This window comes from Virgibacillus sp. Bac330, from assembly GCF_003667845.1.
Taxonomy (GTDB): Bacteria; Bacillota; Bacilli; order Bacillales; family Amphibacillaceae; genus Virgibacillus; species Virgibacillus chiguensis.
On record NZ_CP033048.1, the window covers coordinates 1,521,088 to 1,540,110 of the forward strand.

The 19,023-nt window shown below is 35.8% G+C and carries 17 protein-coding genes; all 17 read left to right on the forward strand.

The window, feature by feature from the left end:
* The first annotated feature begins 41 nt into the window (after nucleotides 1-41).
* The 17 genes from floA to rpoD all read left to right on the forward strand — a co-directional run bounded on the left by floA (nucleotide 42) and on the right by rpoD (nucleotide 18,887).
* Nucleotides 42-1,037, forward strand: a complete 996-nt coding sequence (gene floA, locus D9780_RS07020) for a flotillin-like protein FloA (protein WP_073004480.1) — start codon at nucleotides 42-44, stop codon at nucleotides 1,035-1,037.
* Nucleotides 1,038-1,065: 28 nt separating this feature from the next.
* Nucleotides 1,066-1,590, forward strand: a complete 525-nt coding sequence (locus D9780_RS07025; protein ID WP_121639723.1) for a hypothetical protein — start codon at nucleotides 1,066-1,068, stop codon at nucleotides 1,588-1,590.
* A gap of 328 nt (nucleotides 1,591-1,918) precedes the next feature.
* Nucleotides 1,919-2,227 carry a sporulation protein YqfC gene (yqfC, locus tag D9780_RS07030; protein ID WP_170861686.1) on the forward strand — a complete coding sequence of 103 codons (309 nt, stop codon included), beginning with the start codon at nucleotides 1,919-1,921 and terminating at the stop codon, nucleotides 2,225-2,227.
* Entirely contained in the window at nucleotides 2,211-3,419 is a 1,209-nt protein-coding gene (gene yqfD / locus D9780_RS07035) for a sporulation protein YqfD (protein ID WP_121639724.1), read from the forward strand. Before yqfC ends, yqfD begins: the two co-directional genes overlap by 17 nt.
* Nucleotides 3,420-3,421: 2 nt before the next feature.
* On the forward strand, nucleotides 3,422-4,396 hold the full coding sequence (locus D9780_RS07040) for a PhoH family protein (protein ID WP_073004475.1): 975 nt from the start codon (nucleotides 3,422-3,424) through the stop codon (nucleotides 4,394-4,396).
* 279 nt (nucleotides 4,397-4,675) lie between these two features.
* On the forward strand, nucleotides 4,676-6,823 hold the full coding sequence (locus tag D9780_RS07045) for an HD family phosphohydrolase (RefSeq protein WP_371413710.1): 2,148 nt from the start codon (nucleotides 4,676-4,678) through the stop codon (nucleotides 6,821-6,823).
* Complete coding sequence (gene ybeY, locus D9780_RS07050; protein ID WP_073004473.1) at nucleotides 6,824-7,294, forward strand: rRNA maturation RNase YbeY; 471 nt, start codon at nucleotides 6,824-6,826, stop codon at nucleotides 7,292-7,294.
* Complete coding sequence (locus D9780_RS07055) at nucleotides 7,284-7,646, forward strand: diacylglycerol kinase family protein (RefSeq protein ID WP_181917175.1); 363 nt, start codon at nucleotides 7,284-7,286, stop codon at nucleotides 7,644-7,646. The genes ybeY and D9780_RS07055 overlap by 11 nt, the downstream gene beginning before the upstream one ends.
* Nucleotides 7,647-8,034: 388 nt before the next feature.
* Nucleotides 8,035-8,937, forward strand: coding sequence for a GTPase Era (gene era / locus D9780_RS07060; RefSeq protein ID WP_121639725.1), 903 nt, complete (start codon nucleotides 8,035-8,037; stop codon nucleotides 8,935-8,937).
* A gap of 169 nt (nucleotides 8,938-9,106) precedes the next feature.
* Complete coding sequence (locus D9780_RS07065; protein ID WP_121639726.1) at nucleotides 9,107-9,250, forward strand: YqzL family protein; 144 nt, start codon at nucleotides 9,107-9,109, stop codon at nucleotides 9,248-9,250.
* A gap of 38 nt (nucleotides 9,251-9,288) precedes the next feature.
* Nucleotides 9,289-10,032, forward strand: coding sequence for a DNA repair protein RecO (recO, locus tag D9780_RS07070; protein WP_073004466.1), 744 nt, complete (start codon nucleotides 9,289-9,291; stop codon nucleotides 10,030-10,032).
* Between the two features lie 287 nt (nucleotides 10,033-10,319).
* Nucleotides 10,320-11,198: a glycine--tRNA ligase subunit alpha gene (gene glyQ / locus D9780_RS07075; protein ID WP_116277519.1), complete on the forward strand. Its 879-nt coding sequence runs from the start codon at nucleotides 10,320-10,322 to the stop codon at nucleotides 11,196-11,198.
* Between the two features lies 1 nt (nucleotide 11,199).
* The gene (gene glyS, locus D9780_RS07080; protein ID WP_121639727.1) at nucleotides 11,200-13,281 is read left to right on the forward strand and encodes a glycine--tRNA ligase subunit beta; all 2,082 of its coding nucleotides are present in this window, start codon (nucleotides 11,200-11,202) and stop codon (nucleotides 13,279-13,281) included.
* 144 nt (nucleotides 13,282-13,425) lie between these two features.
* Nucleotides 13,426-14,055, forward strand: coding sequence for a transcriptional regulator CcpN (locus tag D9780_RS07085; RefSeq protein WP_121639728.1), 630 nt, complete (start codon nucleotides 13,426-13,428; stop codon nucleotides 14,053-14,055).
* Between the two features lie 24 nt (nucleotides 14,056-14,079).
* Nucleotides 14,080-14,880, forward strand: coding sequence for a pyruvate, water dikinase regulatory protein (locus D9780_RS07090; RefSeq protein WP_121639729.1), 801 nt, complete (start codon nucleotides 14,080-14,082; stop codon nucleotides 14,878-14,880).
* Nucleotides 14,881-15,913: 1,033 nt separating this feature from the next.
* Nucleotides 15,914-17,731, forward strand: coding sequence for a DNA primase (gene dnaG, locus D9780_RS07095; protein WP_121639730.1), 1,818 nt, complete (start codon nucleotides 15,914-15,916; stop codon nucleotides 17,729-17,731).
* Nucleotides 17,732-17,762: 31 nt separating this feature from the next.
* Nucleotides 17,763-18,887: an RNA polymerase sigma factor RpoD gene (gene rpoD, locus D9780_RS07100; RefSeq protein ID WP_073004455.1), complete on the forward strand. Its 1,125-nt coding sequence runs from the start codon at nucleotides 17,763-17,765 to the stop codon at nucleotides 18,885-18,887.
* Nucleotides 18,888-19,023: the final 136 nt, after the last annotated feature.

Genomic DNA, 19,023 nt, shown 5'->3' on the forward strand with positions numbered 1-19,023 from the left:
TTAACTATATAATTTAATTATAGTAATGAGGAGGAAAATACATGGATTTAGAGAGCTTAATGCCGTTAATAATTATCGCAGTTATTTTAATTGCAGTAGCTATTTTATTTACTTTTATTCCAGTTATGCTATGGATTAGTGCTTTAGCAGCAGGAGTGAAAGTAGGTATCTTTCAATTAGTTGGAATGAGACTTCGTCGCGTAGTTCCAAATCGAGTGATTAATCCACTTATTAAAGCACATAAGGCTGGGTTAAATGTTAAAACAAATCAACTGGAGAGCCATTATTTAGCTGGTGGTAATGTCGATAGAGTGGTAAATGCATTAATTGCAGCGCATCGTGCGAACATTGAACTGCCATTTGAACGAGGAGCAGCGATTGATTTAGCGGGACGTGATGTATTAGAAGCAGTTCAAATGAGTGTTAATCCAAAGGTAATTGAAACCCCGTTTATTGCTGGTATTGCTATGGATGGAATTGAAGTGAAAGCAAAAGCTAGAATAACCGTTCGTGCTAATATAGATCGCTTAGTAGGTGGTGCTGGTGAGGAAACGGTAATAGCTCGTGTGGGAGAAGGAGTTGTAAGTACCATTGGTAGCTCACATGCTCATACCGAAGTATTAGAAAACCCAGATTCCATTTCACATAATGTACTAAATCGAGGCTTAGATGCTGGTACGGCTTTTGAAATACTATCCATTGATATTGCAGATGTTGATATTGGCAAGAACATTGGTGCCATTTTACAAACGGATCAAGCTGAAGCGGATAAAAACATTGCCCAAGCAAAAGCCGAAGAGCGTCGAGCAATGGCAGTTGCTCAAGAACAAGAAATGCTTGCTCGAGTGCAAGAGATGCGTGCAAAAGTAGTTGAAGCAGAAGCAGATGTACCACTTGCTTTAGCTGAAGCTTTACGTTCAGGTAACCTTGGTGTGATGGATTATATGAACTATAAGAACATTGATGCTGACACAGATATGCGTGATTCTATTGGCAAGTTATCTGAAAATGGGAACGATGATCATGAGCAAAATTAATTGCAAGCAGTAAAGGAGGAGTTACTATATGGAAGGACTCTTCGAAGCTATTTTTAGCAATGGGTTTATTATTTTGGCAGCAATCGCTGGAATCATCGGTTTTTTTAAAGATTCCTTTAATAAAGATACAGATAAGGAAAATGAACGAAGAACGAAACCGAATAAGCCCGTTCCTCCTTTCGGTGGAGGAGCTACAAAGGTAGGCAGCCAGCCTACTAAACGTCCTGAACGAGAAGGAGGGTCTATATCAACAGCATCGGCTTCTGAGCAAAAACAACGCCAAATGGACCAATTAGCTGAGCAAATGGGAGCTGATTTGCAAGAGCCGATAGAAGACCTAGTCCGACAAGTACAATCTGTTCAAAGCCAGAGGCAAGTGACAGAAGGGCATTTGCAGAAGCAAAAAATGAAGCGGCAAGTTGCAAATAACTTTACACGAGAAGGGCTGATTAATGGCATTATTATGTCCGAAGTACTAGGGAAACCTAGAGCCAAAAAACCATATCGTAGTGTTGTTTCGGAGCAAATAAAAATGAAGCAGATAAATGAATGAAAACGATAAATATATGCTGTAAGTCTAAATGCATTATAACAAAAGAAAAATGTAGACGTAACATGACGGTTTGCAATGATAAGAGCCAATTGTACTTTTGAATAAGTGCAATTGGTTTTTTCTTTGTCTAGGAAATTATAAAATTTTGCAGCTATGGATAAACTAACTAATTTTTTTAGCCACGTCCGGCGCAAGCGCCCAGCAACTAGGCGACTTCACTCCATTGCCTTACGCTAAGTCATCATCGGTTCGTTTTAAAAAGGTTTCTTTTCCATGTTCTTAATCAAATGAAAGAAACATAAATATATAGGTGAGAGGGGGCTGCATTGTGAAAAAATGGCAACAACAATTTAGACCATGGTTAACGAAGTATTTTGCACTTCCTTCAGATGTGTTATTGGAACTACCAAGAATTACAGTAGTTGGACAATTACATGTTTATATTGAAAATCATAAGGGTTTGGAAATCTATTCAGATACAGAGTTAAAACTAAAGTCGAATAAAGGATATGTTCGCATTTCTGGTTCAGGTTTTGTTTTAAAAAGAATGCTACCCGAAGAAATTTTGTTAGAAGGTATGATTAGAGATATAACCTTTATTCCAGATGGAGGTACAGGATATGACGCAAAAGAATAAATTACATATGGCTGGTGCTGTGAGTATTATTGTAACAGGTGATAGACCGGAAATGTTTTTTCAGCATTGTGCTAGTTATGGCATTCAAATATGGGACGTAGTAAAATTAAATCAACAGTCATGCAAGGGAACGATAGGCCTTAAGGACGTTAAGTATATAAAAAAATTACGGAAGAATACGAATTATAAAATTAAATTTATTGACCGTAAAGGATTTCCATTTTTCTTTCGTCGCTATTTAAGGAAAAAAGAATTAATACTTGCTTTTATTCTAAGCACCTTGCTTCTTTTTACACTATCTAATATTATATGGGATGTGGAAATAACTGGTGTACCGAAAGATATTGAAGAAAAGATAGATAGACAATTAGAACAATATGGTATCCACCCAGGATCATGGATATTTTCTATTGACTCCCCAAAACGTATACAACAACAATTATTACATGATGTACCTGAATTACTATGGGTTGGCATAGATCAAAAGGGGACAACCTTCCACTTAGAAGGTGTAGAAAAAATAGTCGTAAAAGAAGAAGAAAACCCAGAACCAAGAAACTTAATTGCTGCTAAAAAAGGAATTATTAAGAAAATGTATGTTTCACAAGGAGTTCCAAAAGTAAATATTCATGATTATGTGGAGAAAGGCGACCTATTAGTATCGGGAAAAATGGATGATGGAGAAGAAGCAAAGGAAGAAGGGAAGAAAGAAGTAAAACATGTTGCAGCGGCTGGGGAAATCACGGCGTTAACTTGGTATGAAGTTAAAGTAAGTGTGCCATTAAAGGCAAATACAGAACAATTAACAGGAGAACAAGAAAATAAATACCATCTAAGTTTTGGAAATTTCAAACTGCCAATTTGGGGCTTTGGCTCATCGGACTTTGAAAATACGCAACAGGAACAGGAAGAATCAAACCTTCGCTTTTTAAAGTGGAAATTACCTATAAAAATAATTGAAACTAACATCCATGAAAAAACGTATAAAGCAGTAGAGAGAACAAAAAAAGAAGCAATTGAGGTAGGTATTAAACAAGCGAAAGAACAATTAAAACTAGAACTTGGAGAAGCGGAGGTCTTATCTGAAAAAATTTTGCATCAATCTACAGAGAATGGTAAAGTTAAACTAAACTTATATATGAGTGTAGAAGAAAATATTATTGATACACAACCTTTACGTCAAGGAGATTGAATATGCCGGAAAATTTAACAGCAGTCGACTTACAATTAAATAGTCCAAAAGAAGCTTTAGCACTATTTGGTAATAACGATAAATACTTGCATCAATTAGAAGAAATGCTTCAAGTTTCTATTATAACGAGAGGAGAGCAGATTCATGTATCTGGTGTTACAGATACGCTTAACCTCGTTCAGGATGTCTTACAAGCACTGCTCTCCGTTATTCGTAAAGGGTTGACCATTACAGAAAGAGATGTCGTTTATGCGGTTGAACTTGGAAAAAAAGGAAAAATAAATCAATTCGAAACTTTATTTGAAGATGAGATTACCAAAAATGTAAAAGGAAAATCCATTCGTGTTAAAACACTAGGGCAAAAAAAATATATCTCTGCAATTAAAGCAAATGATCTCGTCTTCGGAATCGGCCCAGCTGGTACGGGAAAAACGTATCTAGCTGTCGTAATGGCTGTTCATGCACTTAAGAATGGCTATGTGAAAAGGATTATATTAACTAGACCAGCTGTAGAGGCAGGAGAAAGTCTGGGTTTTCTTCCTGGTGATTTAAAAGAAAAGGTAGATCCTTATTTGCGACCGCTATATGATGCTTTGCATGATGTTTTAGGGACAGAGCATACGATGCGGCTGATTGAAAGGGAAACGATTGAAATAGCCCCGTTGGCCTATATGCGAGGGAGAACGCTCGATGATGCCTTTGTTATTTTGGACGAAGCACAAAATACGACCCCTGAGCAAATGAAAATGTTTTTAACTAGACTTGGTTTTGGATCAAAAATGGTGATTACTGGGGACATAACGCAGATTGACTTACCAAAAGGTGTGCAGTCAGGTTTAAGGGTCGCAAGTCATTTATTAAATGGGATAAAAGGAATGGATTTTGTTTATTTAGAGCAAACAGACGTCGTTCGACATCCTCTTGTGCAACGGATCATTGATGCGTATGATAAAAATAGCCATCATCGTAGTGAATAAGAAAATGAAAATAAAGCTAACTTTTTGTTTTCACTTTAGGAAAGCATAAAGTGAACCTTCAATTAGTGAGGGATTGTCTCATACTTAGTAACTCAAGAGTATGATCTAAAGATCTCTTAAGAAAACTGTGACCTCCCACTTCCATACTTGAAGTGGGAGTGTTGCAGCACACTTTATCTCGTATAAAAAGCCATTTTTTTTAATAGTTACGACAGATTTGGTAGATAGCAAAGCATATAGGCATTTTTAATTTTGTCCATTAGAAAGGAAGAGAGAGCAGTGGATAAGAACAAATACAATCCGCGTACTTGGTTTTCATTTACAAAACGTTTCAATAAATGGGGCATGATTATAGCTGCTTCTCTTTTACTAAGTGTGTTTTTCTTTCTAATCATGATTGACAATATACAGACGGAAACCTATGAGATAGAGAGGTTTAGTAGAGCTAAAGAAACGATTCGTTCTCCAGTTACGATAGAAAATGAGCAAGAAACAGAGCGTAAAATACGAGAAACGGTCCAAGCTGTAGAGGATAGATACAATATTGATCAAGAAATTACAGATGAGCGTATGGCGTATACGAAAGAAATTTTTGACGCAATCACTAATTTGGAAGAAGAACTTAAAGACACGCAACAAAATAAGGAAGCCTCCGATACGGCTCCTATTTCTGAGCAAGAAAAAGTGCAACAATTAAAGCAAATTTTGTCTGAAGAAATACAAAAAGGAGTCAGTGATGACTCGCTGTCTCAGCTTATTCAAGTACCTAAAGAGGAACGGGAAAAAGGTGAGAAATTTTTCTTGGAAATTTTGTCTAAAACATTGAATAATGGTGTGCGAACAGAAAATACACAAAGCGCTATTTCAAATATGCAACAAGAAATTAAGTATTCAGATTTAGATGCTGACATGAGAGAAGTTCTGACTCGGTTAAGTGAGTTTGCGGTGGTCGAAAATTCATTCTTTGATGTGGATAAAACATCTACTGCTCGAAAGGAAGCGGCTAGCAATGTTGAGCCTGTTGTAATTAGAGCGGGAGAAATCATTGTTCGCGAAGGACAAACGATTACGAATGAAGTTTATAAAAAACTAGACTTGGTTGGAGTTCTTGATAAAGAGCGGAATTTCTTTCCAGGAATTGGATTGGCTATACTTGTCTTGCTACTAGGAAGTGCAATAGCTCATGAAATGAATTGGCTTGATAGAAAAGAGCGCTTAAATACTGCAAAAGTTACTGCAATTGTTGTTATTAGTATCATGGCAGTTGCTTTAATGAAAATAGTAAGCATTTATACAACGCAAATAAACCAACTCTTTTACGTAATGCCTATAGCTATGGGGGCTTTGTTACTAAAACAATTAACACATGAACGTTCTGCAATCATTTTTAGTACGCTGTTTGCGATTTTAGGAAGTGTTATTTTCAATCATCAAATTCCTGGTTCTTTAAATGTGGAAGCAGGTATATACTTTTTGCTCTCCCAATTGGCAGCCGTCTTCTTCCTGAGAAATGTCAAAGATAGACTTGCAGTTATGAAGGCTGGATTAGGGATCGCGGTTATTAATATTATGGTTGTATTATTATTTATATTTCTCTCTTTTGAGAAATATGCATGGGGAGATATGTTACTACAATCATCTTTCGCAGCAGCATCTGCATTCCTGTCAGCTGTACTTACCATTGGATTGTTACCTTATTTTGAGGCTGCTTTAGGGATTTTATCAGATATTAAATTACTACAATTATCAAGCCCAAATCATCCATTACTAAAGAAATTATTAACGGAAGCTCCTGGTACATATCACCACTCCGTGATGGTGGCTAACTTAAGTGAAGCTGCTTGCGAAGCAGTTGGAGCAAATGGGTTACTTGCAAGGGTTGGTGCTTATTATCATGACCTAGGTAAGACGGTACAACCTCATTTTTTTATTGAAAATCAATTGGCAATTCAAAACCCTCATGACTTTATTGAGCCAAATGAAAGTGCTAAAATAATAATTAGTCATCCCTATGATGGAGCTGAAATGTTGAAAAAACATCGGCTACCACAAGAAATTATTGATATTGCTAAACAGCATCATGGCACTTCTTTACTGAAGTATTTTTATTACAAAGATAAAGAACAAAATAAGGAAGTGGAAGAAGCAACGTATCGTTATCCTGGCCCTAAACCACAAACGAAAGAGGCGGCTATTGTTAGTATATGTGATTCAGTAGAAGCCGCAGTTCGTTCATTACAAGAGCCTACAGAACACAAAATAGAAGAAATTGTTACATCTATTATTCAGGATAAATTAGTAGACGGGCAGTTCGATGAATGTCCGATTACTTTACAAGAGTTGAATAAGATTCAACAAATAACTTGTAGCACATTGAAAGGGATATTTCATTCGCGTATTCAATATCCCATGGAGGAGGCAAACTAAATGTATATTGACTTTCATGATGAAACAAATTCAGTGGAAAGTGATTATATTGATCTAATTCAACGGTTGATTACATTTGCTGCTAAAGAAGAAGGTGTAACGCCACAAGGTGAAGTATCCATTAATTTCGTTACGAATAAAGAAATTCAAGAACTAAATCGAAACTATAGGCAAAAGAATAGTCCTACAGATGTCCTGTCGTTTCCTATGCAAGAACTTGGAGAAGGCGAAGAAGAAATAAATATATTAGACGAAAATCTCCCCGTGCTGTTAGGTGACATTGTGATATCTGTGGATAGAGCAAAAGAACAGGCAAAAGAGTACGACCATTCTTTGGAAAGAGAATTAGCCTTTCTAGCGTTACATGGCTTCCTTCACTTATTGGGATATGATCATATAGCGAAAGTAGATGAAAAGGTAATGTTTGCGAAACAAGAAAAAATCTTAGGTGCGTTTGGAATTGAAAGATAAAAAACGACTGGTTGGTTTTTCTTTTGCATGGGAAGGTATACAGTTTGTTGTCAAAAATGAACGTAATTTTCGAGTGCACTTATGTGCTGCAATTGTAGTCATATTGGCTGGTATCATTTTAAACATAAATATCACCGAGTGGAGTATTATCTTACTTTTGATTGGGAATGTGTTTATAACAGAAATGCTAAATACGGTCGCAGAAAGAATAATTGATTACGTAAAACCAGATGTTCATCCTGCTGCAAAACAAATAAAAGATGTGGCTGCTGGCGCGGTTCTTATAGCAGCCATCATTGCTGTAATAATAGGTTGTTTTATTTTTATTCCAAAAGTAGCTGGGCTTATGTAAAAACGAAGGAGAACAGTTTGCGTTAGCTTTTAGATTGTCACACTTTATCGCATCGGGATAGTAAATGAATATCATGTTCATGCTTATTGCCGCAGTTTAGCTGTGGCTTTTCTTGTTTTAGTCAGTTTATAGATACGTTAATAAATGAATTTATTTACTTCTTACATGATATGCTATGTAGTGAATGAAGTAGTTGTATACAAGGATATCCTTGTTGTTTTGAAATTTATCCTAAATCCTTTCACTTTCACATAACGGTCTTAAAAAGATTGTCAAAAACAAAAAAGTGACATAAAAAATATTAAAGCTTTTGTCGAATACCATGAAACGAAAGTTGTTTTATAGTATGATATGAATAAAATATGTAAGATTTTTCGGAGGCAACCAGATGGAAAAACAATTTAAATCAGGTTTTATAGCTATTATCGGTAGACCAAATGTTGGAAAATCAACGTTTATGAATCAGGTGATCGGGCAAAAAATAGCTATTATGAGTGATAAACCCCAAACAACGAGAAACAAAATCCAAGGTGTACTGACATTGTCAGACGCGCAAATGATATTTATAGACACACCAGGTATCCATAAACCGAAACATCAGCTCGGCGATTTTATGGTGAAAACCGCTATAAATACATTAAATGAGGTCGATGCCATTTTATTTATGATTAATGCAGAGGAAGGGTATGGAAAAGGAGATCAATACATTTTAGATAGACTGCAAAAGGTAGATAAGCCTGTATATTTAATTGTAAATAAGATTGATCTTGTACACCCTGATAAACTACTCCCATTAATTGATCAATATAAAGATAAACATAATTTTACAGAAATTATTCCTATATCTGCTTTGCAGGGGAATAATGTAAAACATTTGTTAGCAGTGCTTAAAGATCAATTGGCAGAAGGCCCGCAGTATTATCCAGAAGATCAAATTACAGATCACCCTGAACGTTTTATTATCAGTGAGTTAATTCGTGAAAAAGTACTGCAATTTACGAAAGAAGAAGTTCCTCATTCGATAGCAGTTGTTATTGAGAATATGGAACAACGCAATCATGGTAAAGTTCTTATTCAAGCAACTATTGTAACCGAAAGAAAAACGCAAAAAGGCATTCTTATTGGGAAACAGGGAACGATGCTTAAGAACATCGGGAAAGCAGCCCGTAAAGATATTGAAAATCTGCTTGGTACAAGCGTGTACCTAGAACTATGGGTAAAAGTTAAAAAAGATTGGAGAAACAAGCAAAGCCAACTTCAAGAATATGGTTTCAGCAGAGATGATTATTAAAAAATTCGTTTTCAGTACCCTTTTGCTGTAATTTTGCTAAAAAATAATATGAGGAGTTATTTATAATTCCTCATACATGGTAAATATTTATACTCATTTGTTTTGCTCTTGTGGTCATTCTAAGTAGTAAGTTACATTTTCAACATTTAAAAGAAAGGTGGGGTTTCTTGTGATCGATCTAACCTGGAAGTTATTTAGTCAAACGGGAAACATTGAAACCTATTTAATCATGAAAGAGTTAGAAAATGAACAAAGCCTTCAAGAATTAGGACAACAAGATGAGAAAAATGAAACTCCGATAAAAACGAAATGATAAGTGAATGCAGTTCTTTAGAGAAAGGTGACGCTTAATTGTTAGAAAAAATACAAGGTGTCGTATTGAAAACACGTGACTATGGAGAGAGTCATAAAATCGTTACAATATTTAGTAGGAAATTAGGAAAGCTCTCTGCAATTGCTAAAGGAGCAAAAAAACCAAAAAGTAGAATGGCTGCTGTAACGCAGCCGTTCATCTATGCTGAATTTCTTATGTATGTCAATAAAGGGTTAAGCACGATACAACAGGCAGAAATTATTGATTCTTTTCGCCCCATACGTGAAGATATTAAAAAAACAACTTACGCAGCATATCTTGCTGAACTTACAGATAAATTAGTCGAGGATAAACAGCCAGATGGATTTATTTATGAACAATTTTTTCAAACAATGGAATGGATTAATAGCAAAGAAGAGGCTGATATCCCCTTAATGATGTATGAATTGAAATTATATAAAAAAGGCGGATTTGCACCCACGGTAGATTGTTGCAGTAGCTGTCAAAGTGTAACGCCTCCGTTTGTGTTTTCTATTCAAGAAGCTGGTTTACTGTGTGCATTATGTAGAAGTATGGATGAGCGAGCTATTGAATTACCAAAAGGAGTGGTTAAATTATTATTCATCTTTGCAACGGTTGATTTGCAACGCGTATCAACCATTTCAGTAAAGGAACAAAATAAACAGTTGCTTAGGGATTTGTTAGACCATTATTATGACCATTATGGTGGTTACCTTCTTAAATCAAGAAAGCTATTAAAACAGATGGATCTATTGAAATGAGTTGACAGCAAAGAATGTTTCGCTTATTATTCATACATAGATGATCATATATGGAATGAATACAAGGATGAAGAAGAGTACTTTTGCACGCTTTCCATAGCGAGCTCAGGATGGTGAAAGCTGAGCGATAGGGGTAAGAGGAAAGGAACTTCGGAGTATTTCTAATAAAGGTGGCTTTCATAAGCAAATAGGGTGGAACCGCGGCTTAACACCCCGTCCCTATGTCTTGACTATAGACATAGGGACGGGGATTTTATATTGTACTACTGTATATGGAGGAAAAGATGATGAATATTCAAGAGATGATCTTAACTTTGCAAAATTATTGGTCAGAGCAAAATTGCATTCTTATGCAAGCATATGACGTGGAAAAGGGAGCGGGTACAATGTCACCAATGACATTGCTGCGTAGTCTTGGACCTGAACCATGGAACGTTGCTTATGTAGAACCATCAAGACGCCCTGCAGATGGCCGCTATGGTGATAACCCAAACAGGTTATACCAACATCACCAATTTCAAGTTATTATGAAACCTTCTCCAGATAATATTCAGGAGTTATACTTAGGTTCTCTAAGAAAATTAGGGATTGATCCACTTGTTCATGATATACGATTTGTAGAAGACAACTGGGAAAACCCAACCTTAGGTGCAGCTGGTCTTGGCTGGGAAGTTTGGCTTGATGGGATGGAAATTACACAATTTACGTACTTTCAGCAAATCGGAGGATTAGAGGCAAATCCTGTTGCTGTAGAATTAACATATGGAATTGAGCGTCTCGCTTCGTATATTCAAGATAAAGATAATGTATTTGATTTAGAATGGACAAATGGCGTGACAGTTAAAGACATCTTTTATCAACCGGAATATGAACATTCCATGTATACATTTGAAACATCTAATACGGAAATGTTATTTGAGCTTTTTACCAAATATGAGCAAGAAGCTAAAGATACAATGGAAAAAGGGTTAGTATTTCCTGCTTATGATTACGTTCTTAAATGTTCTCATACATTTAATTTGTTGGATGCCAAAGGTGTCATCTCTGTAACAGAACGTACCGGCTATATTACAAGAATTCGTAACTTAGCAAGAGGTATTGCTAAAGCGTATGTGGCTGAAAGAGAACGACTTGGCTTTCCGATGTTAAAAAGGGAGGAACAATAATATGGCAACAGATGCTCTATTTGAAATTGGATTGGAAGAAATGCCGGCTCGCTTCATTGATGATGCGGAAAAACAATTAAACGACAAAACAGCAGCATGGCTGAAAAGCTTGCGCATTCCTTATGAAAATTTAGCAACCTTTTCTACACCAAGGCGTTTGGCAGTTCTTATTGAAGGGCTTAGTGAACAACAAACAACGATTAAAGAAGAAGTGAAAGGCCCGGCAGAAAAAATTGCTAAAGATGAATCTGGTAATTGGACAAAAGCAGCGATTGGCTTTACAAAAGGGCAAGGCAAGACAACGAATGATATTTATACAAAACCTGTCAATGGCACTACATATATTTTTGTGCAGAAGCATATTGAAGGAAACAATACATTCGACCTCCTGCCAGGTTTTAAAGACATCATTTTGTCTATTAACTTTGGCAAGAATATGCGCTGGGGAGCACAAACAATGCGTTATGCTAGGCCGATACGTTGGTTGGTCGGCTTATGCGGTTCAACGGTGGTTCCTTTTGAAGTTGCTCATGTGAAAAGCAGTAATATGACATATGGCCATCGTTTTTTAGGAACGAAAATAGCCATTAATAACCCAAAGCAATATGAAGAAAAATTACTACAGCAATTTGTAATAGCAGATGCAAAAAAACGTGAAGCAGCTGTATTACAAGGAATTCATAAATTAGAGCAAGAGCATTCGGTGCATATTCCTATTGATCATGAACTATTGCATGAAGTTCGTAATTTGGTGGAATATCCTCAAGCTTTTTTAGGCTCATTTGAACGTACATTTTTATCCATACCTGAGGAAGTATTAATTATTTCCATGAAAGAGCATCAACGCTATTTCCCTGTTCGTACGAATACTGGAGGGGAGTTATTACCTTATTTCGTTGGCATACGTAATGGAGACGATACGTCATTAGAGACAGTAATTAAAGGAAATGAAAAAGTATTGCATGCTCGCTTGTCTGATGCTGCTTTTTTCTACGAGGAAGATCGTAAGCGTTCTTTGAGCGACTTTTTAACAAAGTTAGAGAGAGTTGTATTTCAAGAAGATTTAGGGACCATTTATGAAAAAGTAGAGCGTGTCATTATATTAACACGTTTAATTAGTCAGCATCTTGAACTAGCTGAGTCAGATATTAATCGAGCTGTTCGTGCTGCTGAATTAAGTAAATTTGATTTAACTACTAGTATGGTAAATGAATTTACTGAATTGCAAGGGGTTATGGGCGAAAAATATGCTGTTTTTTATGGCGAAGACGCACTTGTTGCTCAAGCAATTAGAGAACATTACTTGCCGAAATCTGCCAACGGTGTTTTGCCCGAAACTACCGCAGGAACAATAGTTAGTATGGCAGATAAGTTAGATACGATAGCGGGTTGTATTTCTGTAGAATTATTACCGACAGGATCTCATGACCCTTATGGGTTACGTCGTCAAGCTATTGGTGTATTACGGATGCTACTTTCAAATAAATGGAACATAACCGTAGAAAAGCTTATCGAACTTACTTTGCAAGTATATGCTACATCTAAAGTAAAGCTAGAAAATCAAAATGAAGCTGCTACTATCATTAACGACTTCTTTTTACATCGTGCTTCTTATATCTTTAAAGAAGCTGGAATTGAGCCAGATATTATTCACGCTGTATTACATCAAGATATTGGCAACTTTACGCACAGTTTAGAAAAAGCAGAATTATTATCAGTCAAACGAAATGATGATACATTTAAATTAACACAGGAAGCTTTTGTTCGTGTATTAAATTTAGCTAAAAAAGCATCATCTAAAGTAATTGATCCAGATGTATTGCACACAGAATCTGAAAGAACTTTATACAATAAATATTGTCTTATCCATGAAGCGTCTCGACATTCAAGTGGAGATGCTGAAGAAGAATTAAAACGCTTGGAGCAATTGACGGATCCGATTCATCAATTTTTTGCCCAGAATATGGTAATGGTAGATGAAGAAAAAACCCGTAATAATCGGTTAGCGCTTTTGTACCAAATCGGTCAACTTATTTATAATTATGCTGATGTAACAAAAATTGAATGGAAACAAAGCTTTTAATAAAAGGATACAGTGATTTTCTTCTCTGGTTTTTGGGCGCAGTATTATAATTCCTCTCGCTTGATAAGTACCGGATAATTTCTCATTCTGTATCGATTCAACTATAATGGACATAGGTTTACATCGTCTTTAGGTGGTGAAGTCATGGAATTATCAAGTAGACAAGAAGAAATAATTGAAATTGTTAAAGAAAACGGCCCGATAACTGGGGAGAATATCGCTGAGCGTCTTCACTTAACAAGGGCCACATTACGTCCAGACTTGGCAATTTTAACAATGGCAGGTTTTTTAGATGCAAGGCCTCGTGTGGGGTATTTTTATACTGGTAAAACGGGAAATGAATTATTAACAGAGCAAATTAAAAAAATTAGAGTGTATGAATATCAACATGTCCCTATTGTTGTAAAAGAGAGCGTTTCGGTATACGATGCGATCTCAACAATGTTCTTAGAAGATGTAGGAACCCTTTTCGTAGTTGATGATCAGTCGTTTTTAACAGGTGTACTATCGCGAAAAGATTTACTTCGTGCAAGCATTGGAAAACAAGATTTAAATGCTGTACCTGTACATATCATTATGACCAGAATGCCTAATATAACAGTATGTCAAAAAGATGATTTGTTGGTAGAAGTTGCTCAAAACTTAATTAATAAACAAATTGATGGTATTCCTGTCGTGAAAAAAACAAAGTCTGGATTGGAAGTTGTTGGAAGAGTTACAAAAACAACAATTACGAAAGCTTTTGTTGAATTGGTTATGGAAGATCACATTTAACAAGAGTGAGAGAGGAGTATTTTGATGTTTACACAACCTGTATATGTTTTATCCGATTCCGTAGGGGAGACAGCTGAGTTAGTCATTAAGGCAGGATTAAGTCAGTTTAATCACGGAATATATAAAATTCAGCGCATACCCTATGTAGAAGATAAAAAAACAATCGATGAAGCTTTACAGCTCGCTGTAGAAAGTAAAGGACTCATTGGTTTTACACTTGTTGATCCTATTCTAAGGAACTATGTAAATGAACGTGCCAAACAAATGAACCTTGAAGCTATTGACATCATGGGCCCGGTGTTGAAATCCATGGAACGTGTTTTTGAACATGCACCGCGAATGGAAGCAGGGCTAGTCCATAAGCTTGATGAAGACTATTTTAAGCGGGTAGAGGCAATTGAATTTGCGGTAAAGTATGACGATGGGCGTGATTCGAGAGGGATTGCTAGAGCAGACATTGTTCTAATTGGGGTATCTAGAACATCTAAAACACCTCTATCACAATATTTGGCTCATAAACGCTTAAAAGTTGCCAATGTACCAATTGTACCAGAAGTAGATCCTCCAGAAGAATTGTTTGAAGTGGATGCTTCAAAATGTATCGGGTTACGTATAAGCGCTGATAAGCTGTATGAAATACGTAAAGAAAGACTTCGTGCTTTAGGTTTAGGAGATCAGGCAACATATGCGAATATGGAACGTATTCATAAAGAACTGGCGTATTTTGATACAATAGTTGATAAAATTGGTTGTAAGGTCATCGATGTATCAAATAAAGCTGTTGAGGAAACGGCTAATAGTATTAGACAAATCGTAAAAAAATAACGGAGGAAGCACATACTCCCTTTATGCTAACAGATCATAATGAATGCCATCATTGCCTTCTAAGAACAAGCATATTTTCTGATTGTTGTTAAAAGCTTTCATTCTGTGGGAACCTAACGCACTTACGTATTTTACTACAACGAATTTTTTAAATTGCAGAGTTGAGCATAAGCACAAGCTTAAAATTTCGACTTGCAAAATTCGCATTTCTTCCGTAAGAACTTTCCAATCAGTAGGATATTCTGTTTCTACTGATTGTGATTTTTACAGTTAGGACTATCGTAGTTTGACAAATTAAGTTCCAAATATGGATACTTTTGTAAGTGTAAAACACAAAATCAAGACATATATGATTAAGAAGTACTTTGAATGGAAAGAATTAAATTTTAGAAGTGTTTTGCTGGCATTAATTCGTGGTATATATTATAATTATGATTTGTGTTATAGGTATACAGTTTTTTTGTACTATAGGAAAGTATACAATTTTAGATTTTATTGTATAAGCAAAACAATGGCGTTTTATCGCCAGAAGACTTGGCGATAGCCAAGCCTTTCTAATGCATGTTCCGTAAAGGGGGGGACTCCTTGCACATAAAGTGTATGAAAACTTTTGAACATAAAAAAGTTTTGGTCCCTATGTGTTTCATAAAGGTTGATGATCGACAAAATATAACATGTTTAGCGTTTTTTTTATTTAAAATGAATGAAGATAATCAAAGTTGGGTTGAATTTTGAGAATATTGTATGACGATATAAATTATATTTTGATTCGAATGTACTAAAATTATCTCCTTAAAAGCAGGAATTTATAACTTAAATATAGAATAGTTTCAATGAAGAGCAAAAGCATATTGTAATTTTGTAGATGTTGTCCATAACAGAACTGGTTGCTACCTTTCTATGGGAAATGTGTATGCATATGTTTTTAAATATTGCTTGTATAGGTGATTTTTTGAGAAAAGAAAAAAATATATGTCGAAATAAAAGGATTTTTATCATGAAAAGCGAATATGTAATAGCATGGTGATATTTTATGGCTAATCAAATTCCTGAAGCATTAATTGAAGAGATTCGTAAGGCGAATGATATTGTTGATATAATAGGCGATTATGTCCAGCTAAAAAAACAAGGAAGAAACTATTTTGGATTATGCCCATTTCATGGTGAAAAGACACCATCTTTTTCTGTGACGCAAGACAAGCAAATTTTTCACTGTTTTGGCTGTGGTAAGGGTGGCAATGTAGTCACTTTTTTAATGGAGATAGAGAGCTTTTCTTTTTATGAAGCTATCCAGTTTTTAGCTGAACGTAGCGGAATTTCATTGCCTCAAAGTATTCAAAGCCAAAAGGATGCTAATTTATCTAAAGAAACGCAAGATATGCTATCTGCACATGAATGGTTGACGAAACTATATCATCATTTATTACGCTTTACAAAAGAAGGAAAGGAAGGTTATGCGTATTTAAAAGATAGAGGGATAGATGAGAAAGCAGCAGATATTTTCCAGCTAGGCTTTAGTCCGATTGCGGATCATCTAACAGTCGAGTTCTTGAAAAAGAAAGGTTTTCATGAACAATTACTTGTAAAAGCAGGCTTGCTTCAGATGAATGAAGCTGGGAATACCTCGGATCGTTTTCGTGGTAGAATTATTTTTCCAATTCGAAATCATTTAGGAAAGACAGTTGCCTTTGGAGGACGTGCAGTTGGCGATTATAAACCTAAATATATAAATAGTCCTGAAAGTGAATTGTTCCACAAAGGAAAATTATTATATAATTTTGACCTGGCAAAAAGGTACATTCGTAAAGAAAACGAAGTGGTTTTATTAGAAGGTCAAATGGATGTCATAGCTGCCTATCAAGCGGGGGTTTATAATGCGGTAGCTACGCTTGGCACAGCCTTAACAGAATTCCAAGCTAAGCTGTTAAAACGTTATGTAAACAACGTCATTATTTGTTACGATGGAGATCGGGCTGGGCTAGATGCTGCTTATAAAGCTGCTGTCATATTACGCCAATGTGGATGCGAAGTAAGAGTTGCATACCTACAAGCAAATATGGATCCTGACAGTTTTATTCGCATGCACGGAGGACAAGCTTTTAATGATGAGGTCATTAAAGCTAGCGACACATTTATGACTTTTTATATGCGATTTTTAAAAAAAGATTATCAACTAAATCTAGAAGCTGACCGCATACAATATGTTGAGAAAGTTCTAAAGCAGATTGCAACGATTGACAGTTCTATAGAACGGGAATATTACTTAAAAGAGTTGAGTAATGAATTTGAAATATCTATGGAAGCTCTCATGGATGAAATTTCAGGATATCGAGAAATGTTTGCTAGAAATAAGGATAATCAACAAAAGAACAGATATACTAGTAGTACAGTATGGAATAAGGTGAGATCGAAATTATTGCCAGCATTTCATAATGCGGAACGACAGCTAATTGCATATATGTTACAAGACGTAAGTATAGCTGAAAAGGTACAAGAAAAAATTGGAGCAAGTTTTCATATAGATGCACATAAAATTATTGCTACTTATTTATATGCATTTTATGAAGAAGGAAATGCCCCTAATGTCAGTTTGTTTTTAGAAAGAATAACAGATACAAATTTGCAACAGGAAATAACAGAAATAGCAATGTTACCATTACAAGAAAATATAAGTGACAAACAACTTAATGATTACGTCCGTACGATTATAGCTAAGCAAACGGATAAAGTGACGATACAATCATTACGAGAGCAACAAAAGGAAGCAGAAAAACAGAATGACCCAATAAAGGCAGCGCAAATTGCTAAACAAATTATTGAATTGAATTATCAGTTGAAGCACACAAATTGATTTTATTGTAACTCTGGAAGGAGGGGGACTCATGGCTGAAAATAAACCTTCGCAAACGAAGGAAAATGAACTTGAGCAAACTTTAGAACAAGCTAAGGATCAACTGGTTGAAATTGGTAAAAAACGTGGTGTTCTTGCATACGAAGAAATTGCCGATAAATTATCTAATTTTACAATAGAGTCTGATCATATGGATGAATTTTATGAGTACCTAGGAGATCAGGGGGTTGAAGTAATTGGTGAATCAGAAGAAGACCCTACGATGCAACAAATCGCAAAAGAAGAAGAATTCAATCTAAACGACCTTAGTGTGCCACTAGGTATTAAAATAAATGATCCTGTACGTATGTATTTGAAGGAAATTGGCCGTGTTGATTTATTGTCAGCAGCTGAAGAAATTGATTTGGCAACAAGGATAGAACAAGGAGACGAAGAAGCTAAGCGACGTCTTGCTGAAGCGAATCTTCGTTTAGTTGTCAGCATCGCAAAGCGTTATGTAGGACGCGGTATGTTGTTTTTAGACTTAATTCAAGAAGGAAACATGGGACTTATTAAAGCTGTGGAAAAATTTGATCACGAAAAAGGATTTAAATTTAGTACCTATGCTACATGGTGGATAAGGCAAGCAATTACAAGAGCGATAGCTGATCAAGCTAGAACTATTCGAATTCCAGTGCATATGGTTGAGACAATTAATAAATTAATTCGCGTCCAAAGACAATTGTTACAAGACTTAGGTAGGGAGCCAACACCTGAAGAAATCGGAGAAGAAATGGAACTTTCTCCAGATAAAGTACGAGATATTTTAAAAATTGCTCAGGAACCAGTCTCATTAGAAACCCCTATTGGCGAGGAAGATGACTCACATTTAGGTGATTTTATTGAAGATCAAGAGGCTGTCTCGCCTTCTGATCATGCGTCCTATGAGCTGCTCAAAGAGCAACTTGAAGATGTACTAGACACACTAACAGACCGAGAAGAAAATGTTCTTAGGTTACGCTTCGGTTTAGATGACGGTCGTACTAGAACTTTAGAAGAAGTTGGCAAAGTTTTTGGGGTAACCCGTGAAAGAATTCGTCAAATTGAAGCAAAAGCTTTACGTAAATTAAGACACCCTAGCAGAAGCAAGCGATTAAAAGATTTTCTAGACCAATAAAGTATGGTCATTAGGCAATGATCTTCGTTGCCTAATGACGTGCTATATTATTAGCTGATTACGCTACCCGCTGAATATTTTGACTTCTTATTATTGCTGTCCATCTAAAAATGTAGAACCAAATGTAAAAATAATG